Origin of the sequence: Shewanella corallii, assembly GCF_023349125.1 — a bacterium.
GTDB classification, from domain to species: domain Bacteria; phylum Pseudomonadota; class Gammaproteobacteria; order Enterobacterales; family Shewanellaceae; genus Shewanella; species Shewanella corallii.
The window spans coordinates 53,247-77,147 of record NZ_JAKIKT010000012.1 but is presented as its reverse complement, the minus strand read 5'-3'; the positions used below and the strand labels follow the sequence as shown (position 1 = coordinate 77,147).

The following is a 23,901-nucleotide window of genomic DNA, read 5'->3' as shown; positions in this document are numbered from 1 at the left end:
AAAAAAAGTTGCGCGGATTTTAACCCATACCATCTGTATTAAGTTAATAAATATATCTAAATTGAGTTTTTTGGTTGCATTGACAGTGGTCAACCTGAATGCTGTAAATCAGATAACACTATGGAGAGTAAAGATGACAGTGGCGATAACAGCAATATATGCCTCTTTAACGGCCCTGATGATAGTGGTGTTCACCTGGCGTGTGATTAAAGAGCGACGGGCAACCAAAACCGGGCTGGGGGATGGTGGCAATGAATCGCTGCAACTGGCCAATCGGGTACATGGCAATCTGTTGGAAAATGCGCCTATAGTGCTGATTCTGATGTTGCTGGCGGAACTGGGCGGGCTGTCCTCTTTGCTGCTCAATCTGGCAGGCGGAACCTGGTTGTTCGCACGCCTGTTGCATGCAGTGGGATTGACTCAGGGGCGTGGCGGTATTCATCCGGGGAGGTTCTGGGGTGTGCTGTTGACCTGGGGTGTTATTCTGTTCCTTGCGGGGGCCAATTTGTATCTTGCTTTGATGGCACTGGCAGCCTGATTTTTATTCGCCTAACACTGTGCTGACTGGTATACTCCGCCCCCTTTAAAAGGCCGTCAAACCTCAGGTTGGCGGGATATTGGTGCAAAGTAAAAGTGGTATTCCATCGCCGCTTTTCAAAGGGTTAACAGTCATGCAGGTTGAATCGACGTTATTTACATATCCTAAGTATTGGGCTGAATGCTACGGCACAGCGCCCTTTTTGCCCATGTCCCGTAAAGAGATGGATAAGCTGGGCTGGGACAGCTGCGATATCATTATCGTCACCGGTGACGCTTATGTGGACCACCCCAGCTTTGGTATGGCAGTGATTGGCCGCATGTTGGAAGCTCAAGGTTTCCGCGTCGGCATTATTTCTCAGCCTGATTGGTCCAGCAAAGAAGATTTTATGAAGCTGGGCAAGCCCAACCTCTTCTTTGGTGTTACCGCAGGTAATATGGATTCCATGATCAACCGTTATACGGCTGATCGTAAGTTGCGTCATGATGATGCTTACACGCCTGGCAATGAAGGTGGTAAGCGTCCGGATCGTGCCGTGACTGTGTATACCCAGCGCTGCAAAGAAGCCTTTAAAGAGGTACCGGTTGTTATCGGTGGTATTGAGGCCAGTTTGCGTCGTTTGGCGCACTATGACTATTGGTCCGATAAGGTTCGCCGCAGCGTTATTTTCGATGCCAAAGCCGATATTCTGATCTACGGTAATGCCGAGCGTCCGCTGGTGGAAGTGGCTCATCGTTTGGCGGGGGGCGAGTCAGCTGCCGAACTGACAGATATTCGCGGCACTGCGGTCATCGTCAAGCAGCCTTTGCCTGAGTGGCGGGGTATGGACTCGCGCAAGATCGACCAGTTGCACAAGATAGATCCTATTCCGAACCCATATGGTGCCGATGATGTCGGCTGTCAGAACCTGTCAGGTCCTTCTGATGCCAAGGTTTTTGACAATGAGTCTCCCAAGGCGATTACGGTCCAGCCACCCAAGCCCAAGCCATGGGAGCAGTGCTATGTGATGCTGCCAGCCTATGAAAAGGTGTCTCAGGACAGGTATCTGTATGCCCACGCTTCCCGGGTGATGCATCAGGAGACCAACCCGGGTTGTGCCCGCGCTCTGTATCAATCTCACGGCGATCGTGCAGTGTGGATTAATCCACCGGCCTGGCCATTGAATACCGATGAGATGGATGCGGTGTTTGATCTGCCTTATCAGCGTATTCCTCACCCAGTGTATGGCAAGGCGAAGATCCCCGCCTATGACATGATCAAAACCTCGATCAATATTATGCGTGGTTGCTTCGGCGGATGTTCCTTTTGCTCCATTACCGAGCACGAAGGTCGTATTATTCAGAGCCGTTCACAGGAATCTATTGTCCGAGAGATCAAAGATATCCAGGAAAAGGTGCCGGGCTTTACCGGGGTTATTTCAGATCTGGGTGGCCCAACCGCCAATATGTACAGACTGGGTTGCAGCAGTGAAAAGGCAGAGAAAACCTGCCGTCGTCTCTCTTGCGTTTACCCATCAATTTGCGGCCATTTGAACACAGACCATAAGCATACGATTGACCTGTACCGCGCTGCCCGCGATGTGCCGGGTATCAAGAAGGTTCTGATCGCGTCAGGTGTGCGCTATGACCTGGCGATTGAGGACCCACGCTATGTGAAGGAGCTGGCCAAACACCATGTGGGCGGCTACCTGAAAATTGCGCCTGAGCACACTGAAGAGGGGCCTCTGTCCAAGATGCTCAAGCCGGGCATGGGCACCTATGACAAATTCAAAGAGCTGTTTGACCACTACTCCAAAGAGGCGGGCAAGAAGCAGTATCTGATCCCTTACTTTATCGCCGCCCACCCGGGCACTACCGATGAGGATATGGTCAATCTGGCTTTGTGGCTCAAGCGTCATCAGTTCAAACTGGATCAGGTTCAGAACTTTTATCCATCGCCCATGGCCAATGCCACTGCGATTTATCATACCGAACTGAACTCGCTGAAGAATGTGAAGCATGGCAGTGAGCAGGTGCCTGTCCCCAAGAAGGGGCGTCAGCGCCGTCTGCACAAGGCATTACTGCGTTACCACGACAGCGCAGGTTGGCCACTGATCAGAGAAGCCCTGGAAGCCATGGGCAAAAAATATCTGATTGGTAATGGCCCGGATTGCCTGGTTCCGGCGGAAAGCCGCAATGAAGGGAAGGGCTGGGGACAGAAGCATCAAGGTAAGCCAAAGCCAGCAGGTAAAGGCCAGCAGGCTGCGACCCGCTTCAGCGATAACCAGCACGACTCCCGTAAGCCAAAGTCCGGTTCAGGTAATGGTAAGGCTGGCAAAGGCGGGAATCAGCATAAAGGCGGTCAGGCTGATCAAAAGGGACACAACAGTAATCGCAAAGGCGGATCGCCAAGGCCGGGTGCCAAGCCAGTGTTTGGTAAGCGCCCGACCGGTAAAAAGTAAGCCGGTAAGAGATTCACCGGAAAACGCCACTTAACGTGGCGTTTTTTGCTTTCTGGCTTTTGGTGTGTGTCGCAAAGAGCAATGGCTGGCACTTTCAGGGTTTCCCTGCTTCTGCATTTACACAGGTTTGAGTTATATTCGGGAGAAGTAACCGGGGAACACTTATGTCTGAGCAAGAATTTACTGAACAGGGTTTTTGGCAAAAACTGACTGACTATGCCCGTACAGCGGGTAAGGAAGTGGTCGAGAAAGCTTTGTGGCTGTATTACGCCGCTCAGCGTCCTGATACGCCCACCTGGGCAAAAGGAGTGATATTTGGTGCTCTGGGTTACTTTATTATGCCGCTGGATGCGATTCCGGATCTCACGCCCATGATGGGCTTTACCGATGATCTGGGAGCATTGGCGGCCGCCATTGGTATGGTCAGCTTGTTCATTGATGAGGAAGTCAAAACCAAATCAAATGCAACCATGACCCGCTGGTTTGGTGACTGAATTGGCACGCTGAGTCAATCATAAGGCTTAGCGCATTCAGACAGTCATACAAGGAAGAATAACGATAATGAAAGCAAGCCTGTATACCCTGGCCCTGTGTGGCCTGTCTGCGTCGGCAATGGCCGATACCCCTGCTTCTCAAGATGCTTTTTTTGATGCCCTGCGTGCCCATTGTGGTCAGGCATTTGAAGGTAAAGTGACCTCCGGCAATGAAGCGGATGCCAACTTTGCAAGCCAGCGTCTGGTAATGCATGTTCGTGAATGCAGCGATATTGAACTTAAGGTCCCTTTCCACGTAGGTGAAGACAGATCCCGTACCTGGGTGATTACCCGAACCGGTGGTGGCCTCTTGCTTAAGCATGATCACAGACATGAAGATGGCAGTGAGGACAAGGTCACCATGTACGGCGGTCACACAGCTTCTGCCGGCACGGCCAATGAGCAGTCGTTCCCTGTGGATGACTTCTCCATTGATAACTTTAAACAAAATGGCCTGTCCCAGTCGGTGACCAATGTCTGGCACATGTATGTTTATCCGGAGACCTTTACCTATCGCCTCACCCGGGAAAATCGCGATTTCAGAGTCGATTTTGACCTGACCAGGCCAGTTGCTCTGCCGCCAGCGCCCTGGGGCCATGAATAACGGCTAGATCATTTGACAGCAAAACCCGGCAATGCCGGGCTTTTGTTTGTTTAGTCTTTATCTTCGTTGAGAATTTTCTGCAGAAAGCTGAGCTCTTCAGAATCCAGCAACTGGCTGGATGAGCGCTGCGACACGGTCGGTTTGGTGGCCAGAGTTCCCCGCAAGTAAGCCGCACGGGTAATCTGTTTGAGGCCAAATATCGCCAGTCCATAAACGGTCAGCAGTAGCAGCAGGCGTGGCAACGCCTTTTCTACAGGGGATATTTCACCACCGAGATAGAAGGGCAGGATCAGCAGAAACATACGAATAACCCAGTTGCCAAGCAAAGCTGTGGTTAGTGCCAGCAGCCAACGAAACTTGATGTCTCTGAGGCTTTCAGTGTGCGCTCTGTGGCTGCGCCCGCGATACCGACGAAGCAACTTCAGCAGAAGCACAAAGTAGACACAGGCCTGAATGCTGAGCAGTGCTGGCAATAAAGTACCGACCACGCCAAGGTGTTCCAGCCGTCCCATACTGTCGAATGCCAGCTGCCAGCCATCAGAGGCATGATACCAGCCCCACAGCACGGTCGTTACGGCGACAATACACATGATCAGTGCCGGTGCGTAATGCCATGAATACCTTACATCCATCACTTCCTGAGACAGGCCACGTTTACAGTAGAGATAAAGCATGGGCATCAGCAGGAAATAGACAGGGATAATCAGGACGAACAGCATATGCAGCGGGGCGGGACTGTTCTGATAGTTAATAAGGCCGGTAAAGAAGTAGAGGGATACCAGACTGAATATGCCAGCCAAAAGTTTATGGTTATCCTGACTCTCTTTGTAGATGTAGCGGATATAGAGGCTCAACAGCAGACAGTGAATACCGCCCAGCAGTGATAACCACCAATATGCTTCAAGAAAAAAATGGCCAAAACCGTTCATATGCTTACCTCGCCGGCAATTGTACTCGCTAGCGGGCCAGGGCTAAACCAGCAGTGTAAAAAATATCTGCCGGTAACAGGTGTTGCCTGAGGAAAGAGGTTCCTCACTCGCCGTCTTTTTTTTGCCTTTGCCGCCGGTTGGACATATCCCTTGGGGGTTTACCTGCCATCTCTCCGCGTTCGTGTAACAGGTGACGGATGGCGATAATTGGATGACGCCATATCATCCTTGGTCCGGCATAACGCATCACAGTTTTGGCCAGGGCTTTGGGTTCCGGCTTATAGCAATGAACAGGGCATCGGCTACAGGTTGGCTTGTCTTCGCCATAGGGACAGCGATCGAGACGCATGCGGGCGTATTCTAGGAATTCACTACATTCAGGGCAGGGAGACTCTGAGCCATGATGATCGCGGCAGTACAAGCCGACCATCAGCGCCATGGTGTCGTATTCACGAGTGAGCCTGGGACCCAGAATTATTGGTTGTGTCATCTTAATGAGTATTCCTGCAGTGCCTGATGACATCTTATGTTCGGTGTCTTGATGGCGCAAAATCCATGTGCTGTTTCTTGAAGCTGCGCACACAATGCATCTTATGTCGTCAGCTGTTATTCGGTAAATGGCGGCTTTTAACTTTAAAAAGGTGAAATATCCGCCATTTGGGTTGATCTGTGATGAACTTATCCCTTAATAATAGCGGTGAGTTTCTGTTCACTGGTTAATGCCCGCTTTTGCAATGCACTGGCTTACCGGAAATGAATAAGGTGATGAAATGATGAAATTTCTTGCGATTGTCGTGCTGGTGGCCATTGGCGTGTTTTTATATATGCGGGCGCAGCGACTCGCTAAAGAGGAACTGGAGCAGTCTGAGTTAAACCGGGATGCAGAGTTTGACGCCAGAATGGAGCGTGAAGCACAGGCCACAGAAGCCAGCGAGACGGAGACTGCAGCACCTGAAGCTGAAGCGCAAGCTGAGTCCAAACCGCAGCCGGAGGTGGAATCTGGCAACCAAGCTGTTTCCCCCCCTGAGACAGAACCTGTGCTGGTTTCAGAGTCAGATGTCAGCGCTCAACCTTTGCCAGAGCCAGAGCCAGAGCCAGAGCCAGAGCCAGAGCCAGAGCCAGAGCCAGAGCCAGAGCCAAAGCCAGAGCTAGAGCCAGAGCCAGTGCAGCCAGATGCTATTGATGATCTTGACGAGTTGGAGGCAACGCCTGCCATGCCATTACCGGTTCCAGCAGCCGTGACAACAGAGGAGATCACTCAGTATCTGGCAAAAGCGAATTCGGCTGAAGGTTATGCACTGCTGCTGGCATTGGTCAATCAGTGTTATAAGCAGCGTAAGCAGGCGGACATGTTGGCCTGGGGAGCCAAACTTTTGCCCAGATTCGCTGATGAGGTCGCCTCTGTGGAACAAAGCGCTAAAGGTGCATTGACCGGTACCGGCCATATGCAGATGTCCACTCTGCTAACTGACTCGGGTTTCTATGATGAGGCGATTGCCCTGTGCGAACAGGCCGAGTCTCTGGGACTGGAAGATGGCACTGTGACAGGTTTTGCCGGTCGAATCACCCGCATCCGCCGGGCCCAACAAAAAGCAGCGGGATAAACCGTTAAGATAATCATGGTTATTAGCAGCCACTGTGCTGTGTACAATGAAAGCGAGCCAATGGCTCGCTTTTTCTTTTTGTTGGTGCAGGCAGCGCCTGTTAGTGGAGTATGAAGTGAAACGCCTGTCCTTAATTCTTATTGGTTTGCTGGCCCTGTCAGCCTGTACCCAGAGTGCCAAGTGGAGTTTGATTTATCAGCCTGATGTGCAATCCGGTGAGCAGCTTATCCAAATTTCTACCCTGAAGATGGATGCCATCAACGGCTATTACGACACCCTGGACCAATGCCGCCTAAAGGGTCAGGGACTCAGAAAACTGGCCGGAGACAAGGGCGATTACGTATGTGGTTTCCAGTGTAAGACTGATGAACAGGGACTGCTTCATTGTGAGGACCTCAGTCGCTGATTGAGCATGTAATAAAGGAGTGCGGATGGAACTGAGACAGGACTTTGTAAACCAATTACCGGGAGCCTATTCCCTGGTTGAGCCCGAAGGTCTGGATAATCCCCGCTGGCTGATGTGGAGCCAGGATGCTGCCCATATGCTGAATTTGGCAGAGCCGGATGCCAATGCGCTGGCAGTGTTTTCCGGTAACGCCAGAATGCAGGATGCCAGCTACTATGCTCAGGTATATGCCGGACATCAGTTCGGTGGCTATTCGCCAAGGTTGGGTGACGGTCGCGCTATGATACTGGGCGAGGCCAAAGATATTCATGGTGAGTTCTGGGATATCGCACTCAAAGGCGCCGGTAAAACGCCCTATTCAAGGCATGGTGATGGCAAGGCGGTACTGAGATCGGCCGTGCGTGAGTTTCTGGCCTCTGAAGCTCTATATCATCTGGGGATCCCCACAACCAGAGCGCTGGCCGTGGTTGGCTCAGATACGCCCGTGTGGCGGGAAACCCAGGAAACCGGTGCGATTACCGTGCGTCTTGCCCGTAGTCATATCCGCTTTGGCCATTTTGAATATATCACCCATGGTGAGCAGGACAGGGGCCGCCTTCGTGAACTGGTAAACTTCACCATTGCTCACCACTTTCCCCATCTGGAAGCCAATGCCAGTGGCTACAAAGCCTGGTTCGCCGAAGTCGTTCGGTTAACCGCTGAGATGATCGCCCACTGGCAAGCCAGCGGCTTTGCCCATGGCGTGATGAATACTGACAATATGTCGATTCTGGGGGACACCTTCGATTTCGGACCATTTTCATTTCTGGATACCTATCAGGAGGGCTTTATCTGCAACCATTCAGACCCCCATGGACGCTATGCCTTCGATCAGCAGCCTGGGATCGGCCTTTGGAATCTGCAACGGCTGGCGCAGGCACTGGTACCGCTGATTCCATCAGATGACCTTATGGCTGGGTTAAATGGTTACCAGCAGGCGCTGGTGGACAAGTATCTGCAACTGATGCGTAATCGACTGGGGATAGTCGCCGCCGATGAAGGAACAGATTTAGCTCTGGTCGGCGGGCTGATGAAGCTGATGCAGAATAACCATCTCGACTACACCAACAGCATGAGAGCCTTTGCCGGATTTGAACCGGGGGCTATGGAGTTTGCCCTGCGGGACGAGTGTCGGGATACCGCGGAGTTTGATGATTGGTTTTCAGCATACCGAGACAGAGTTAACGGGGTTGCAGATGCCGGGGATTGGCAGCGTCAAAGAGCTGCGGCAAATCCCAAATATATATTGCGTAACTATCTCGCACAGCAGGCGATTGAGGCCGCTGAAGCGGGAGATAATCAGCCTTTGGAGACCCTTTATCAGCTGCTTCGTAATCCATTTGACGAGCAAGCCGATATGACGCAGTATGCCCGCCGACCACCGGATTGGGGAGAAGGACTTATCTGCTCATGCAGCAGTTAGTTCATGAAGTCGTGGACTCGTGCCACGTAAAGGATTGGGAGAAGCTCCAATGGAACAGATCAAGGTTGCCGGGTTTCAACTGGACCCGACAAATTTAAGCCTGCAAATTCATGCTCAGGTGGACTTTGAACAGTTTGATGATTTTGCTCTGCCTCTGACAACAGCACTGGATTGCCGGATATTGGAAAAGCAATGGGGCGCAGACAGGCACCAATGGTTACTGGATTTTGAAGGAACCCGCCTGTGGCTCCACTATGAATTTTATGGCGATATCTGCTGGCTGAGCGTTGAACGCCAGGATGAGCTGGAAGTACTGGATTATTTGAGTCGGTTACTGCCGGTCGCCGCAATTGAGAGACATTGAGATGCCGCAAATGCCTTTGGCAACTGATTATCATGGATTAACGCCTGATGTAATCCTGACTGCGATTGAAAGTCTGGGGATCTACCCGGAAACAGGCTTACTGGCACTGAACAGCTATGAAAACCGGGTATACCAGTTCCGCTGTGACAGGGGAAACCGATACGTAGTGAAGTTCTATCGTCCCGGTCGCTGGAGTGATGAGCAGATACAGGAAGAGCATAGCTTTACCCACGAGCTGGCGCAGCAGGAAGTCCCTGTGGCTGAGCCTCTGGCGGTGGATGGCGTAACGCTGCATCATTTTCAGGGTTACCGGTTTACCCTGTTTTCCTCTATTGGCGGGCGTCCATTTGAGGTGGATAACTTTGACCACCTTGAACAGATAGGCCGCTTTATTGGCCGTATCCATCAACTTGGCAGTGCCAGGCCTTTTGCTCACAGAGTTCAGCTGTCGCCGAATATCTGGTGTCATGATGCCATCAAAGGGCTGCGACAGAATTTGCATGTGCCTGCTCATCTGGAGACTGACTTTTTCGATGCTGCTGAGGCATTGGCATCGGGTATAGACCAAATCTGGCAGGCTCATTCCCACAAGAATATTCGTTTGCACGGTGATCTGCACCCAGGCAATATTCTTTGGACGCCGGATGGCCCGGGATTTGTTGATTTGGACGATGCCTGTATGGGGCCCGCAGTGCAGGATTTGTGGATGATGTTATCCGGAGACAGGCCCACTCAACTGATGCAGCTTGATATCCTGTTGGAGGGTTATGAGGAGTTTTGCTCCTTTGATCACAAACAACTGGCTTTGGTTGAGGCGCTGCGAGGCATGCGCATGTTGTATCACTGTGGCTGGATTAGCCGTCGTTGGGAAGATCCTGCGTTTCCTATGTACTTCCCCTGGTTTGCGGAAGATACCTACTGGCAGCAACAGATTGGTGCCTACCGGGAACAGTTGCAGCTGCTGGCTGAGCCTGCGTTAAGTTTGCAGTCATATTGAGTAGATAGACTAACCAGTAAATAAGTAAATCAAGAGATTGGTGAACTTTTTGGGGTTACTACACTCAAAAAAACAATTGTGTTAGTCTGCCCCACAAGCTGAGTACCCCTGGGTATAAGTTGGCAGACACATTGAAATAGGGAAAACAGATGAAAAAAACAATCTTAATGGTTGCTGCTTTGCTGATGGCACCGTTGATGGCCAATGCCACTGACTTTAAAGAAAATGTCCACTACAAGGTGATCAACCAGGGACCTGGCAGTGCCAAGCCTGAGATTACTGAGTTTTTCTCATTCTACTGTGGTCACTGCTATAACTTTGCCAAGTCTGTAGTACCAACCATTAAAAAGACGCTGCCTCAGGGGATCGGTTTTGAACAGGCTCACGTTGAATTTATCGGCGGCCCAATGGGTGAGCAGATGTCCCGTGCTTTTGCGATTGCCAAGCAACTGGGTGTGACTGATAAGGTTGAACCAGCCATGTTCGCCGCTATCCATGAAAAGCGCCAGCGCTTTGCGGGCATTGATGATATTCGTAATCTGTTTATTGCCAACGGCGTATCCGGCAAGGATTTCGATGCTGCAGCCAACTCCTTTATGGTGAACTCTCAGGTTGCCAAGATGCGCAAAGATACCAAGAACGCAGGTATCCGCGGCGTACCTTCTCTGGTAGTGAACGACAAGTACCTGGTGATGACTGAGAATATCAAGAGCTATCAGGAAATGTTGGACATCGCTTACTACCTGGCGCAAAACAAGCCATAAGTATTGGCGACATTCTTGCAAAGGCACCTTAGGGTGCCTTTTTTGTGTCTAAACTGATTATTTTTGCACTGGATTAGCGCATTTTTTAGGTAGGGGGCACGAAAAAAGTGCAAAAAAAACCGCGCTCCCTGGTCGCAAGAAACGCGGTGACATTGAGCCAGAAGGCTCAGTTTTACCCTGAGTAACGAGACAAACCTAACAGAGCGTCAAACTTTTGACAAGTTATCATTTGCGCAACATTTGAGCTTGTTTGAGTCCTGATGAGGCATGGTTGGAAGGATTTATTTACAAAAATAATTGTTGCTGAATGAAACTTGCGGAGCTGACAAGAGGTCAAAAGAATGTAAACTTTGCGCCGGCCCTGAGACACGACTTGATTCAGTGCAGTACTTGTCCCGGTGACAGGGTAGAGCCAACAGACCATAACAAGAATTGACGGACTGGTATTGGGCTTGCCGTCTTTAAGAAGGAGGTCATGTGAGAGTTTTTCCCGTATATGCACCTAAATTGATAGTAAAACACGCCCGCATCGTGCTGAACGGTGTTATCTGGGTAAAAGACCTTGGTAGATTGGAGTTTGAGAAAGGGCGGTTTCTGCTTCCCCGTAAAAGCGAGCCAGAGGTTAAGCAGGTTGTCAGTGAACTAAATCAGATGATCAATCAGCAGGTCGAAGCCGCAAAAAGCGCTTGAGCCTGCTCCTGATATTCCGGCCTCAAATTATGACTTGAGGCCGCGAATCATGAACCAAGTCTTATTCGACTTCGCTGTTCAGCAAACCAACCAGACCGGTAACTTTCTCGTTCCAGCTGTTCAATTCCTGCTGCAGTTGCTCGTTATGCTGTTGCAGTTGAGCAGACTTCTGCTTTTCTTCTTCCAGTTCCATCTTCTGAAGTTCGATGGTTTCCAGTGCCGCCTGGATCTTGGTTTCCAGTTTGGACAGTAATTCAAGGCTCATGGGAGTCCTTCCTGTATTAAGGATGCAATGATGAGGTTCTGATTCTAGCAGTGCGCAGGGCCAGAGGAATAGCTGAGTCACTCAAGTGCACAATTTTTGCTCATTAATTAGATGATGTTTAAAGATTTTTAGCATTTTGTGGTTAAGTCGACACTGAAAACAGTGATACTCTCTGGCTGAATCGTCTCATTTCAGGCATTGCCGCGCACACAGGTGGCGTTGCCGTACGCTTAAATACTGCATCTCAGAATGTGGAGTAACTGACAATGGATGTAAATTTGCCGGCTTTTTTGCCCTTGGTGTTAACACTGGTGCTGGCGCTAATCTTCCGTCATACCTTGTTGGCCCTTGGGGCAGGTATTCTTGCCGGCGCCATGGTTTACACTCAGTTGCAGCCACAGCAAACCCTGGAATACCTGTTGGATATCGCCAGCCGTCAGCTATATCGTGATGGTCAGTGGCAAAGCTGGCACCTTGATGTGCTGGCCGCCATGGTACTGCTGGGAGTGATGACTCAACTGTTTGCCCGGGGGGGGGCTGTGACCGCCTTTGGTGACTGGCTTTATACCCGCATTCGTACCCGCAGACAGGCCAGACTAGGGGTAATACTGCTGGGCTGGTTGGTATTTATTGATGGCATCTTCAGTTGCCTGGCCGTAGGGCACGTATGTCAGCCATTGAGCGAACGTTATCAAATTCGTCGGGAACAGCTGGCCTACTTTGTCGACTCAAATGCTTCTCCTCTCTGTGCTCTGCTGCCTTTCTCCAGCTGGGGACCCTATCTGATTGCCCTGTTAGCCGGGATTAGTTTCCTGCCGGTATCTCCACTGTCGGCATTTGTTGAACTGGGACAAATGAACTTTTACGCCGTGCTGACTATCGCTGTGTCCCTGTATGTTGCGTGGCAGGGGTTTGGTTTTGGACGTGAGTTACCACAAGCGCCTTTGTCAGCCGCTGTCTCCAAAGGGAACCCCTGGCTGTTATTGCTGCCGATGCTGACACTCTTGGTGGCATCTGTAGGGTTAACTCTTTGGTCAGGCGCCAACAATGCGCAGGCGCCCGGGGTTATGGCCTGGTTGGCCGCAGCAGACATAGGTGCAGCCATGCGTAATGCCGCATTATTGGCAGTTACAGTATGTCTGCTGATGATGCGGGCGACCGGTCGCAGTCTGCGTGAACTACTGGCAGATCTGGTCCATGGCACCCGTAGTATGGGCCTGGCCATAGGTATTCTGTTGTGCACCTGGATGATAGGTTCAGTTATTAAAGATCTTAAGATTGCTGGTATGCTGGCGCATCTGGCAGAGATCTATCTGAATCCATCTTTGTTGGTGGCCGGTATGTTTTTGCTTTGCGCTTTGATGGCATTTGCCACAGGTTCCAGTTGGGGAACCTTTGCCATTATGATCCCCATTGGCGCAGAGATCGCTTCTCAGGTTGCCCCTGAACTCCTGCTGCCAGCTTTGAGCGCGGTCCTGGCTGGTTCAGTGTTTGGCGATCACTGTTCACCAATTTCGGATACCAGTGTGCTGAGTGCCACCTCAAGTGGTTGTGAGCCACGAGCCCATGTATTAACTCAGTTGCCTTTCGCATTGACTGTGGCAGCCAGCTCTTTGGTAGGCTTTCAAATGCTGAATGCAGGATTCGGCAAGCTTGGCAGCTGGAGCCTTGCCATTATAAGCTGCATTGTGCTGGTGGGAGGATTGCAGTGGTGGATGAGCAGACGTGCAGAGGGTTAACCGGACTCTGCGCTGGGTAGTTCATCCGCAATACTGACCCGCCCAAAATCCGCCCCCTCTTGCTGGGGGGTGATTGCCATAATCTGATCCAACCTGATGGATCGGGTTTTTACCGGCGTTTCCACCACAAGCCATTCGCTCTTGTCTGCCCGGGTCTCTGTAGTGACAGCCTTACCATGCAGTACTTCTCCGCTGCGAAGTTCAAGGGCAAGTGGATAGTGACGAATACACGCCAACTCCAGATAATCATATCTGGCACAGGGAATTGCCTGATAGGTATTCATATTGCCACCATTCAATTTTTTTAGTTCATGCTTTAACACTAGAACGACACAGTATGAGTTCAAGTTCAAGCCCGTATGAAATCAAGGTTGATTTTTTCGGGTCTGTTTTGCAGTACTAATCGAAATCCGGGGGTGATATGGGCTTCAAAATATCCATTGCACTGGTGTCACTGATGCTGGCGTCTACTGTCAGTGCGGAGGTGAGGGAGTATCACAGCAGTAAGTTGAGCCCCCTTGTTATTGAACTGTTCACCTCACAGGGCTGTAGCTCCTGCCCTCCAGCAGACAACTGGTTGGCCGATTTGGACACACATCCTCAACTTTGGCAGCGGGTATTCCCCCTCTCTTTTCATGTTACCTATTGGAACAACCTTGGCTGGGAGGACACCTGGTCACAGGGAGAGTTCACAGAACGTCAGTACGCCTACTATCGCGGTGATTTCAGTTCCCAGGTTTATACGCCACAGCTGATGATTAACGGTGATGAGATAAGATGTTGGACCTTACTTGGCTGGTCGTTGACGCCAGTGCCTGAGTTGTCTGAAACAGAGGCTGGAGTGCTGACAGCTCAGGTTGAAAAAGGACTGCTTCAGGCAGGATTTTCAAGGCCATTACAAAAAGATGCACGGCTCAGGTTTGCCTGGGTGTTACCCGCTGCAAAGGTGGTTGTGAAGCGGGGAGAGAACCAGGGCAGGACGCTCAACAACCCGTTTGTGGTGCTCTCTGTTACAGAGATACCCGGAACTGGACAGAAGTTTGTTGGCGATTTGCCTGCGAGCCCTGACATCGATGATGAGGCACTCGCCTGGGTGCTTTGGCTTGAAGAGCAGGGCCAGCCTGTTCAGGCCGTTGGGGGGCGTGGTGCTCCATGAACCTTGGCGGCAGAGAAATAAAAATGGCCGCAGTTGCGGCCATCTCTATCCCTTGAAAGGGGAGCAATTATTCAGAAGTGATCACTTCTTGAAGAAAGCTTCGTTGGTGCCGTATGGACCAAGGCCCAGGTCACGCTTACGGATTTCGTCTACGCGGTCGAAAGCTTCTTCAGCAACGCGCAGGTTCTTCACATCTTTACGCCAGTAGTACTTGAAGCCGTTGAAGTGGGCGTTGTTTGGATACCAGTACATTACACCCAGACCTTCTTCGTTCATGATTGGGGTGTTGTGGATGTGGTTACCAGGAATGTAGAAGTACTGACCCTTCTTCAGTGGGCGGAACTTGTTGTCAGCCAGAGTCGGGCTTTCGCCGTTTACTACGTAGTAACACTCAGGCTGGCCGTGGAAGTGTGGCTCGTGGTCTGATTTACCACCATTGGTGATACCAATAACCATTGGCGCGTCAGCCAGATCTTTCCACATGTAGCCTACTGGTGCGTTTTTCAGGTCGCAGTTCTTAACTTCCAGAACGTTACCATTGTCGTCCAGACCCTTACAGAAACGCTGATCTTTCGCGATGCTGTCGTTTGGCTCGATAGTGTTGAAGTCAATTTTACCGGCTTCCCAGTCAGCGATGTAGGCTTCAACCTGTGGGTCGCGGCACTGCTCAGGGATGGTGTCCTGAGGAACGTGTGGAGAGCTGTCGTATGGAACTGGTGTCATCTGCTGATATGGCAGTTGAGCGTGGTTGCACTGAGGGCCAGAGGCCATAGCGGCGGAAGAGGTCACGGCAGCCACCAGGGCGCAGATCATTTTCAGTTTCATCGTCATCATCTCACTTTTTCGTATATAGGGCACAGGCCTCTAAAGCGGGCGCATTGTGCTCTGGATGCAACAAGAATAGAACGCCTGAAATGTGCTAACGGTGAATTTGATCACGGCCAATTGGTACTGAGAAACTTATTCGTGAACCATGTCGCGAATATTTTTGCTCTGGTGAAATTTTGAATTTCAGTGACTGATTTCAAACCATTTGGCCGGTTTGTGACTCAGTTAAAAAGAACGGCTGGATCGCAGGACGAAAGCTCGAACCTCAAAAAACAGGGTGAAATTAATCAGGTGATTGCAACAGTTGGTCTGCGTCATCAAAATGCAAAAAGGCCTGCGATTGCAGGCCTTTGGGTCATCAATTCAGCATTTGATTGCTGTTTGGATGGGCGACTTAGAAGTAGTAGCCAACGTTAACGTTGATGCGGGCATCCCACTCGTTAACACCATCGTTCAGGCCGATGCCGGAAGCGGCCAGAGAGCTGCCCCACATGTTTTTGCCGAAAGACAGGTCGATAGAGGAGTAGGTTGGGCCAGCAGTGATAGCTGCGCCGGTAACGTTCTGGTAGCTGTTCTTGAAGCTTTCGTCTTCAACATCAGGAGTCATCACGTTGAAGTCGTTGTACAGCTTCACGCTACCGAAATCAGTGGCGATAGTCTTGGCAACGTTAAAGGTGTACAGCTGACCCTTGTCAGCAGTTTCCAGCAAAGAACCACCCTGAGCGAAGGCGATCATGTGCTCAGTGCCTTTCTGCGCATCAGCAGCATCAAACTCATAGCTGATCGCCTGAGCGGTGAAGTTCCAGCCCTGGTAGTTGGTGCTCATGTGCAGCGCGAACGCGTGACGGTCACCGCTGTTGTTGGTCAGACTGTTATACAACTGGCCGTACTGAACAGAACCACCGAAAGTGGTGGAACCGCCGTGGTGCTCAACAGTGTAGGTTTGACGCAGGTTGAACTGGTTACGCTCTTCGTTGTGGTACTCGTTGCCACCTACTTCACCGGTAGCAATGTCACCGGCATACTTCTTGTAAACGTTCGCGCTGTATTCAGCGCCGTTGAAGTAAGCGATGTCAGTTGCCCAGCCGTTTTTCTTGTAAACCAGTTTCACACCAGTGTCATAGTCTTCTTCGAAGCCCATGTAGTAACCGATGCTCATCCACCATGAGTTGGACGCAACGTTTGGATTACCAAACGGTACCATGGCTACACCCAGTTGCAGTTGCATGTCAGGGTTGATGTTGTAGTAGCCGTAGCCGTACTTCAGGAAGTCGTCGCTACCGGTAAAACGGTATTCGGCTTCCAGACCAAAGTCACCCTGCTTGGCGCTGACTTTAGCGGTTACTACGTCAAACTTGAACTCACCGCCTTTGTCGGCACTGGTGTCCTTGTCATCAACCCAGTGGTAGTTGGCGCGAACAGAGCCGCCGAATTTAACTCCATCTTCCTGAGCTGCCTGAGCAGAGAAAGTGCTCGCGGTTACGGCAGCAGCCACTAAGGACAACATAAACTTAGTGTTCATCATTCTTATTCCTAGGTACATAGAGGAGGTTGTCTGTGTTGGACACCTCCCCTTATTTTTAATTACATCTCTTCGAGCCTGGTGCGCTGACACTGATACAGCCGCTGAGCCTTCTCGTTGTGCTCAGTGAAACAGGCCGGGTAGGTTGCGCCTTAACCGAAGTGGATGGACTTGCGCGGATGGGCTTTCGGTACAGCCAGATCGCTTTGGTCCATTTCGATGTTGCTTGGTGTCGTGAAGTTCATGACTGCAACATAGATTGCGTTTTCTTGCCGGATCCCTGGTGGCAAGCCTGACAGCCATCTTCATAGCTAAAACTATGATTTTCGCGACCAAGGAGTTTACCTTTCACCTGAATCAATTCACCAGCCAGCGCATTGCCAATTAGTGATGCAGTTAACGTTAATTCGGTTACCAACTTATTTATTTGTGACGCCAGCTTGAAACTCTGGTGTAGCGGCAATGTGTGGAATTGGCTTTGCAGGTTCAAACTGGTGGTGAAAAATCTGATGAATGTTGTGTCTGTGTCGAAGCTTATGCTTGCTGGTGTGGTTTTGTGAGTTGGTTATGTTGTGTGAGTGTTTTTGAGACGCAGAAAGTCAGCCCTTACCATGGTAAAGGCCGACTATATATTGCAATCCGCGCACAGGATTATTCGCAGCTGGCGAATAATCCTGAATGCATGACTGTTACATTACCTCGAACCAGGTACGGTGACAGTCGGTACAGATTGGAGCTTTTTGCTTGTGCTCAGCGTGACATGCCAGGCAGCTTGCGCCGTCACCGAAGTGGACAGACTTGTGCGGGTTGGCTTCGTGCACAGGCAGAATGCTTTCGTCAATGGCGATCTCTGAAGGCTTACCGTGACAGGCGATACAGCTGCTGTCATCAATAGCTTTCTTATTCTTGTCTACGTGACAGTTAGCGCAATCATCATGCAGCATTTCATGGTTGGCGCGGCCTTCCAGCTTGCCCATCATTTTAACCATGTCGCCAGCCTGAGCGGCGCCACTCAATGCCATGCCTACTACCAGAGCGGTTAATAACTTCTTCATTATGCGCTCCTTAATTAAGCGTCAGCTTTGATGGTTTTAGAAACTACGATACCCATGGCCAGGCCTTCCAGACAGGCACAGGAGCTCAGACGCGTTTCACCGTGAGTACCGCCAGTGGCTTCACCGATGGCGTACAGGTTTTTCATTACGCCCAGGTCTTTGGATGCCAGTACACGACCTTCGGTATCAGTCTTCAGGCCGCCCATACAGTAGTGAACTTTTGGCCATATGCGGGATACCACGAAAGGCGCTTCCAGGTTACGGGCGGTGTCCATCTTACGACCGAACAGAGGGTCATGACGCTCGGCAACGTGCTTGTTGTGCAGGTCAATGTTCTCTTGCAGGGCTTTAGGGTCGATGTTGAAACGCTCAGCCATCTCTTCTACGGAGTTCATAATCCAGGCCATCTTGTCGCGTACTGCACGGGTCACACGGTCATCATCCGGGTGATCGTTGTAGTTGAAGAAGGCAATTGGGTACGCTGGGCTGTTGTCCGGGTAGCGGTTGGCGCTGATGCGCTCAGAGCAGTACTTACGGTCACGGCGCTCGTCCATAAAGCGTTTGCCGTCCAGTACGCTCACAACCATACCTTCGTGCCAGGTAATAGACAGCAGAGCGTTGGACCAGCCGAAACCGCCTTCGTCCGGGCTACCCCAGTGGCCAGACTGGATCATGTTCATATGAACAGACAGAGCGCCGTGAGACATGGCAGTCATGGTCACTTCACCGGTTGCACCTTTAGCGTTGGTACAATCGTATGTAGGGTCGATAGATGGGTCGAACAGGTTACGCAGAGTCATATTCTGTGCAAAACCACCGGTCGCGATCACTACGCCTTTGTTGGCTTTGATGAACTTAACCTGGCCTGATTTGGCATTCGGGAACTGATAGTTAAAGCGAACTTTCACACCCACAATAGTGGTGCCATCCATGATGAAGTCTTCAACGTAAGCCTGCTTACGGAAGTCAACGCCCTGCTTCACACAGGTCTCATAGTAGTTCTGAGTGATTTCACCACCGGTACCATAGGTAGTACGAACAGCACGGGCCTTGTTGTGACCACCAACCTGCATGTTGAAGCCTTCACGGAAGGTCACGCCGTTAGCCACACACTGCTCGAAAGATTCCAGGGCGTGCTCAGCAATACGCATCAGGTGAGGGCGGCTGGCCATACCACGGCCGGAGATCATCTGGTCTTTTACCAGCTCTTCCGGACTATCATCATTGATGCCCTGAGCCAACTGGATTGGGTTGCGAGGAATGGCGAACCAACCACCGTTGATTGCAGAGTTACCACCGATAACCTGCATCTTTTCCAGTACCAGTACTGATCCCAGATCTTGTTTCTTGGCGTTGTGCGCTGCGGACAGACCCGCAAAACCAGAACCAATGATAACTACGTCATGGGTTTCATCCCACTTGATTTCTTTACCGCAGGAAGAAGCAGCTGCTGCAGGGAAGCTGGCTGTCAGACCACCCAATGCCGCACCGGCACCGAGCTTGAGGAAGTTACGTCTGTTTTGCATTTTGATGACCTCACTAAATGATGGCATCAAGATATCTGTGCTTGGAAGGTCAGGAAGTGAACTGGCTCACGGCCGGAATCGAGTGGAAACTTTCTTCATGATTAATATCACGAACAAGTTTTCTCCCCGCCAGGCCCCGTGGCATGAGGTAATTCACGGATTGATTATATTAACTGGAGGGAAATGTGAATCAGCTTCAGCTTTAATGAGGGGCTGCTGTTGTTTTGCCCGAAGTTTACACATACTCGCCGTCGCCACTAACCCTAAGGTGATACAAATATGAAGTGCCCATCCGAGCCGCTGACTACATTGAGATGCAACCAAATTCTGGACGCTGCCGAGTACCTGATTGAAACTCAGGGCATAGTGTCTTTTAAGTTCTCACAACTGGCCAAGGAGGTGGGGTGTTCTACCGGTACTCTGTACAAATTCTTCGAGGGCAAAGAAGATATTCTGGTGTGCCTGTTTATGCGTAATGCCACCAGTAACAACCTGCCGATTTTCATTGCTCAGAATCCCGAGCTGACCGCCCAGGAAAAGGCTTTGCTGCCAGTATTATTCACCTTTGAGACGATTAAGCGTTCGAAGAGCTTCTTTACCCTGAGGTCTGTCTCGGTCAACACCATGGTGTGGCAGTTGGCCAGTGCCGATAAGATTGAGCGCTTCAAAAAACGTATCAACACCTTCTGGACCTTTATCCGCAGCTCATTGGAGGAGGCCGTTGCCCGTGGCGAATTGCAGGCGACACCGCTTCAGCAGAGCGAGTTGGCACAGGGCATCGCCTTCTATCTGACCGGCTCCCTGACCCAGTTCGAGAGTCAGCTGATTAATCCTGAATTTCTCGGGGACCGCCGGGAGACCTGTTACCGTCATTTGGCGCGCCTGATGGCCCAATATAACTGGAGTCTGCCGCTGACCAGGGAGAAGTTTGATGCCCTTGAATATCAAACCAAGGTCTTTTTCGATAAACACTACCGGGCCCATATGACCTGTGCAGCCTGCAACCAGTTGGCCATGGTCAAACCGGGGGAAACTATAGGCTGTACCCGTGAGCAGACAGGCTGCAGCTGAGTAATTTTACGATAGCCATGCCACCAACTTGACTTTGCCTGAGCCTCTCCCTAGTCTGCTCAAACAATCAACAAGGTGGTATGCCATGGAAATAAAATATAATTTAAAACCCTCATCGCAACGCCGCTCGGAACCTTTCGTGCCGGAAGGGGATGTCGGCTTTGGCGTACATCGCACCGATCATATGTTCGTCATGGATTTTTATGACGGCGAGTGGCGCGATCCCCGGATCGAACCTTATGGCCCGTTTGAACTTATGCCGGGTACCATGTCTTTGCATTATGGTCAGGCTATCTTTGAAGGCGCCAAAGCCTTTATGCATGACGATGGCGAAATCTATACCTTCCGCATTAACAAAAATGCCGAGCGTATGAACCGCAGTGGTGAGATTGTCTGTATTCCCCATCTGCCGGAAGATATGCAGGTTAAGGCGATTCAGGCACTGATCGATGTGGATCGTTTGTGGTTCCCCCGTCAGCCGGGTGCCTGTCTGTATATACGTCCTTTTATCTTTGCTACCGAAGACAGGTTGTCTGTCAGCCCCAGCAATCGTTACACCTTCTGCGTGATGTTGAGCCCAAGTGGTGCTTACTATAAGTCTGGTTTCAGCAATGCCATTCGACTGCTGATCAGCACCAAATACCATAGAGCTGTTTCCGGTGGTACCGGCGCCTCCAAAGCTGCGGGTAACTACGCCGCTTCCCTGCGGGCGGCCAAAGCGGCAGCAGATATGGGCGCTGCGCAGGTGTTGTATCTGGATGCCAATAATCAGCAAATTGAAGAGGTGGGTGCCATGAACCACTTCCATGTGCTTAAAGATGGCACTGTGATTATTCCTAAGTTTACTGACACAATTCTCAAGTCCATTACCTCTCTTTCCATCATGGAGCTTAGTGAGATGCTGGGCTGCGAGGTTAGACAGGAAACTGTCATGCTGGATAAGTTTATCGCTGATATTGAAGCCGGTGAGATTGTCGAAGCCGGAGGTTTTGGCACGGCTGCAGTGGTATCGCCCGTGGGTTCATACATCTTTGAAGATGGTCGCACTGTTACCGTGGGTGACGGCGAAGTCGGACCCAAAGTGAAGCGTATCTACCAACTGTTTACCGATATCCAGAACGGAAAAGTACAAGGCCCTGAAGACTGGGTTGTGCAGGTGCCTCATTTGCACGCTTAACTCTGATTAGCCTGCAGTAAAAAGCCACCCTTGAGGTGGCTTTTTGGTTTTGTTCACTTTGCGTTCTGGTGTTAGTGAGATTTGCTGCTCATTAACACGGGGGCCACCGCGGCTCTGATTTCAATCCGATTCGTGATGCTTACTGGAGTGCGTTGCGGATTTTCCTGAGTGGCGATAAACCGGGTTTGCTGCAGCCTAGCCAGCGCTGTTTCATCTATCTGGGTGACCGGTTCAATATTGGTTAGTTCAATATTCGCAATTTCCCCGCTTTCGTTAATTCTGTAGCTGACAGTAAAGCTGACATTGGCAGAAGCAAACAGCTGCTCAAAATCCAGAGGACCCGTTTCAGGTAACCATAAACGGCTGTTTATATCATTGGCATTGATTTTGGGGGCGGAAGTACTGCAGCCATTAAGCAGGCAACTCGCTAACAGTATCATCAGTACAGGCACACACTTTATTATTGTTATTTTCATATTTGGGCCCTGGCAGGATTATTATGCTTATTATTTGTCTGATTCTTATTGGTATTAACACTTGTGTCAAGTGTGATACATGTGTTGCGAGGGGAAATATGTTGGCTGACGCAGCGAACAAGATGGCTTCATAAAAACATTATTTGTCAGTTGTTTATACGTGACTGGGTGGATGTGCTGTTGTGTTGTCTTGTACTGGATATTGGTGCTGTGAAGGTGTGAAATTTAGAATTATTCAGCTTGGTGTGAACTTGGCTGCATTATTGAGTATTAGCTTTTATCGTTGAACGAAAAAAGGCTGAACCGAGCATTAGCGCTGCTTCTGTTCAGCCTTGGGGCTTATCCAAATCTTGTGAATAGGCCGTGGTTACGGAAGGGATGTCTCCTGAGGAATACGTACGGCACCTTCCATCAGTATGCGGGCACTGCGGCTCATAATCGCTTTGGTGACCTGCCACTGACCATCAACCAAGCTGGCCTCGGCGCCCACTTTCAGAGTGCCTGAGGGGTGTCCGAACGTCACGGCCTGACGCTCACTGCCACCTGCAGCCTGATTCACCAAAGTGCCCGGAATTGCGGCCGCTGTACCTATGGCGACGGCGCAGGTGCCCATCATGGCGTGGTGCAGTTTACCCATAGACAATGCGCGAACCAGTAGCTCTACATCTGTAGCCTTTATCTGTTTACCCGCTGAAGAGACATAGTCTTTGGCCGGGGAGACAAAGGCAATCTTGGGAGTATGCTGGCGGGTCTTGGCTTCTTCCAGAGAGTTAATCAGCCCCATCTTGATTGCACCGTGGGCGCGCAGGGCTTCAAATCGCTCCAGCGCCTTGGCATCACCATTAATCACGTCCTGCAGCTCTGCGCCTGTGTATCCCAACTCATCGGCATTAACGAAGATAGTGGGGATGCCCGCATTGATCAGGGTGGCATTGAGTACGCCATCAGTGACTAATTCCTCTGGCACTTCAAGCTTATCGACCAGGTTACCGGTTGGGAAAATCGCCCCTTCTCCATCGGCAGGGTCAACAAATTCCAGCACAATTTCAGCTGAGGGGAAGGTGACACCATCCAGCTCGAAATCACCGGTTTCCTGAACCTCTCCATTGGTGACAGGCACTCTGGCGATAATAGTTTTGCCTATATTGGCCTGCCAGATACGTACTTCACAGATGCCGTTCTCCGGTACCCGGGACGGGTCAATCAGGCCTGCGTGTATGGCAAAGGCACCTGCTGCTGTCGACAGGTTACCGCAGTTGCCACTCCAGTCGACAAAGGCCTCTCCTATGGCCACCTGTCCATAGAGGTAGTCCACATCATGATCCGGCACTGCGCTTGTGTTCATGATGACGCATTTGCTGGTACTTGAGGTGGCGCCCCCCATACCATCGGTATGCTTGGCGTAGGGATCCGGGCTGCCGATCACTCGCATCAGCAAGGCATCACGGGCTTGTCCCGGTGTTTGCGCCTCTTGTGGCAGATCGCCTAAGCGGAAGAATACGCCCTTGCTGGTGCCACCGCGCATATAGGTCGCCGGGACCTTAATTTGAGGTTTGAACGTCATTATCAGTTCCTTATGTCCTGACTACCTGGCAACACAGGGCCTGTCTTACGGAATTCAGGATGAATTTGGAAAGTTCCTGGCAGTGACTGACACTGCTTTATCTGTCTTAAAACGGATGAACAAATATCTTTGCGCGATGTCGGGTCTGAGAGGCGCAATGTAGCTTCTACACATGCATCTCAGACCCCAGG

At 50.8% G+C, this 23,901-nt stretch carries 25 protein-coding genes; 15 read left to right on the top strand and 10 right to left on the bottom strand.

The features are described 5' to 3' along the window. Positions 1-133 precede the first annotated feature (133 nt). From L2725_RS21165 to L2725_RS21150, 4 genes are all read left to right on the top strand, one after another. Complete coding sequence (locus tag L2725_RS21165) at positions 134-538, top strand: MAPEG family protein (protein WP_248937420.1); 405 nt, start codon at positions 134-136, stop codon at positions 536-538. Positions 539-671: 133 nt separating this feature from the next. Beyond that, entirely contained in the window at positions 672-2,978 is a 2,307-nt protein-coding gene (locus L2725_RS21160) for a YgiQ family radical SAM protein (RefSeq protein WP_249250818.1), read from the top strand. 164 nt (positions 2,979-3,142) lie between these two features. After that, complete coding sequence (locus L2725_RS21155) at positions 3,143-3,472, top strand: YkvA family protein (protein ID WP_115138666.1); 330 nt, start codon at positions 3,143-3,145, stop codon at positions 3,470-3,472. Between the two features lie 67 nt (positions 3,473-3,539). Continuing rightward, positions 3,540-4,115: a hypothetical protein gene (locus L2725_RS21150; RefSeq protein ID WP_249250805.1), complete on the top strand. Its 576-nt coding sequence runs from the start codon at positions 3,540-3,542 to the stop codon at positions 4,113-4,115. A 50-nt stretch (positions 4,116-4,165) separates the two neighbouring features. Here L2725_RS21150 and L2725_RS21145 read toward each other — a convergent pair whose 3' ends face one another. After that, on the bottom strand, positions 4,166-5,044 hold the full coding sequence (locus L2725_RS21145) for a hypothetical protein (RefSeq protein WP_249250803.1): 879 nt from the start codon (positions 5,042-5,044) through the stop codon (positions 4,166-4,168). 103 nt (positions 5,045-5,147) lie between these two features. Next, a complete protein-coding gene (locus L2725_RS21140) occupies positions 5,148-5,534 on the bottom strand; it encodes a nitrous oxide-stimulated promoter family protein (protein ID WP_249250801.1) in 387 nt (128 codons plus the stop codon). A 280-nt stretch (positions 5,535-5,814) separates the two neighbouring features. On the opposite strand from L2725_RS21140, the gene L2725_RS21135 reads away from it, so the two are divergent. From L2725_RS21135 to L2725_RS21105, 7 genes are all read left to right on the top strand, one after another. Next, on the top strand, positions 5,815-6,648 hold the full coding sequence (locus tag L2725_RS21135) for a hypothetical protein (RefSeq protein WP_249250799.1): 834 nt from the start codon (positions 5,815-5,817) through the stop codon (positions 6,646-6,648). Positions 6,649-6,763: 115 nt separating this feature from the next. Further along, entirely contained in the window at positions 6,764-7,054 is a 291-nt protein-coding gene (locus L2725_RS21130) for a hypothetical protein (RefSeq protein ID WP_249250797.1), read from the top strand. 25 nt (positions 7,055-7,079) lie between these two features. Next, positions 7,080-8,516 (top strand): protein adenylyltransferase SelO, encoded by a 1,437-nt coding sequence (locus L2725_RS21125; RefSeq protein WP_249250795.1) that lies wholly within the window; start codon positions 7,080-7,082, stop codon positions 8,514-8,516. A 49-nt stretch (positions 8,517-8,565) separates the two neighbouring features. Then, entirely contained in the window at positions 8,566-8,880 is a 315-nt protein-coding gene (locus L2725_RS21120; protein WP_115138659.1) for a DUF3630 family protein, read from the top strand. 1 nt (position 8,881) lies between these two features. After that, a complete protein-coding gene (locus L2725_RS21115; RefSeq protein ID WP_428985310.1) occupies positions 8,882-9,877 on the top strand; it encodes a serine/threonine protein kinase in 996 nt (331 codons plus the stop codon). Positions 9,878-10,026: 149 nt separating this feature from the next. Next, positions 10,027-10,641, top strand: a complete 615-nt coding sequence (locus L2725_RS21110) for a thiol:disulfide interchange protein DsbA/DsbL (protein WP_249250793.1) — start codon at positions 10,027-10,029, stop codon at positions 10,639-10,641. A 477-nt stretch (positions 10,642-11,118) separates the two neighbouring features. Then, the gene (locus tag L2725_RS21105; RefSeq protein ID WP_115138656.1) at positions 11,119-11,331 is read left to right on the top strand and encodes a DUF1107 family protein; all 213 of its coding nucleotides are present in this window, start codon (positions 11,119-11,121) and stop codon (positions 11,329-11,331) included. A 61-nt stretch (positions 11,332-11,392) separates the two neighbouring features. On the opposite strand, the gene L2725_RS21100 is transcribed toward L2725_RS21105, so the two are convergent. Next, positions 11,393-11,596: a cell division protein ZapB gene (locus tag L2725_RS21100; RefSeq protein ID WP_115138655.1), complete on the bottom strand. Its 204-nt coding sequence runs from the start codon at positions 11,594-11,596 to the stop codon at positions 11,393-11,395. A gap of 266 nt (positions 11,597-11,862) precedes the next feature. Between L2725_RS21100 and L2725_RS21095 the strand changes: the two genes are divergently transcribed. After that, positions 11,863-13,335, top strand: a complete 1,473-nt coding sequence (locus L2725_RS21095; RefSeq protein ID WP_249250792.1) for a Na+/H+ antiporter NhaC family protein — start codon at positions 11,863-11,865, stop codon at positions 13,333-13,335. On the opposite strand, the gene L2725_RS21090 is transcribed toward L2725_RS21095, so the two are convergent. Beyond that, a complete protein-coding gene (locus L2725_RS21090) occupies positions 13,332-13,619 on the bottom strand; it encodes a Rho-binding antiterminator (protein WP_115138653.1) in 288 nt (95 codons plus the stop codon). The genes L2725_RS21095 and L2725_RS21090 overlap by 4 nt on opposite strands. A 137-nt stretch (positions 13,620-13,756) precedes the next feature. Here L2725_RS21090 and L2725_RS21085 point away from each other — a divergent pair, with 137 nt between their 5' ends. Further along, a complete protein-coding gene (locus L2725_RS21085; RefSeq protein ID WP_249250791.1) occupies positions 13,757-14,491 on the top strand; it encodes a DUF1223 domain-containing protein in 735 nt (244 codons plus the stop codon). A gap of 81 nt (positions 14,492-14,572) precedes the next feature. Here L2725_RS21085 and L2725_RS21080 read toward each other — a convergent pair whose 3' ends face one another. The 4 genes from L2725_RS21080 to L2725_RS21065 form a co-directional block, all read right to left on the bottom strand. Then, entirely contained in the window at positions 14,573-15,316 is a 744-nt protein-coding gene (locus L2725_RS21080; RefSeq protein ID WP_115138651.1) for a cupin domain-containing protein, read from the bottom strand. Positions 15,317-15,713: 397 nt separating this feature from the next. Continuing rightward, a complete protein-coding gene (locus L2725_RS21075) occupies positions 15,714-16,850 on the bottom strand; it encodes a hypothetical protein (RefSeq protein WP_249250816.1) in 1,137 nt (378 codons plus the stop codon). Positions 16,851-17,530: 680 nt separating this feature from the next. After that, positions 17,531-17,896, bottom strand: coding sequence for a cytochrome c3 family protein (locus tag L2725_RS21070; RefSeq protein WP_115138650.1), 366 nt, complete (start codon positions 17,894-17,896; stop codon positions 17,531-17,533). A 14-nt stretch (positions 17,897-17,910) separates the two neighbouring features. Then, positions 17,911-19,422: a flavocytochrome c gene (locus L2725_RS21065; RefSeq protein ID WP_249250790.1), complete on the bottom strand. Its 1,512-nt coding sequence runs from the start codon at positions 19,420-19,422 to the stop codon at positions 17,911-17,913. 279 nt (positions 19,423-19,701) lie between these two features. Between L2725_RS21065 and L2725_RS21060 the strand changes: the two genes are divergently transcribed. Both L2725_RS21060 and L2725_RS21055 read left to right on the top strand, forming a co-directional pair. After that, positions 19,702-20,493, top strand: a complete 792-nt coding sequence (locus L2725_RS21060; RefSeq protein ID WP_249250787.1) for a TetR/AcrR family transcriptional regulator — start codon at positions 19,702-19,704, stop codon at positions 20,491-20,493. 85 nt (positions 20,494-20,578) lie between these two features. Further along, a complete protein-coding gene (locus L2725_RS21055; RefSeq protein ID WP_249250785.1) occupies positions 20,579-21,670 on the top strand; it encodes a branched-chain amino acid aminotransferase in 1,092 nt (363 codons plus the stop codon). 71 nt (positions 21,671-21,741) lie between these two features. Here L2725_RS21055 and L2725_RS21050 read toward each other — a convergent pair whose 3' ends face one another. Both L2725_RS21050 and prpF read right to left on the bottom strand, forming a co-directional pair. Further along, on the bottom strand, positions 21,742-22,146 hold the full coding sequence (locus L2725_RS21050; RefSeq protein WP_249250783.1) for an energy transducer TonB: 405 nt from the start codon (positions 22,144-22,146) through the stop codon (positions 21,742-21,744). Between the two features lie 367 nt (positions 22,147-22,513). Further along, positions 22,514-23,710 carry a 2-methylaconitate cis-trans isomerase PrpF gene (gene prpF / locus L2725_RS21045; protein ID WP_249250781.1) on the bottom strand — a complete coding sequence of 399 codons (1,197 nt, stop codon included), beginning with the start codon at positions 23,708-23,710 and terminating at the stop codon, positions 22,514-22,516. Between the last annotated feature and the right edge of the window lie 191 nt (positions 23,711-23,901).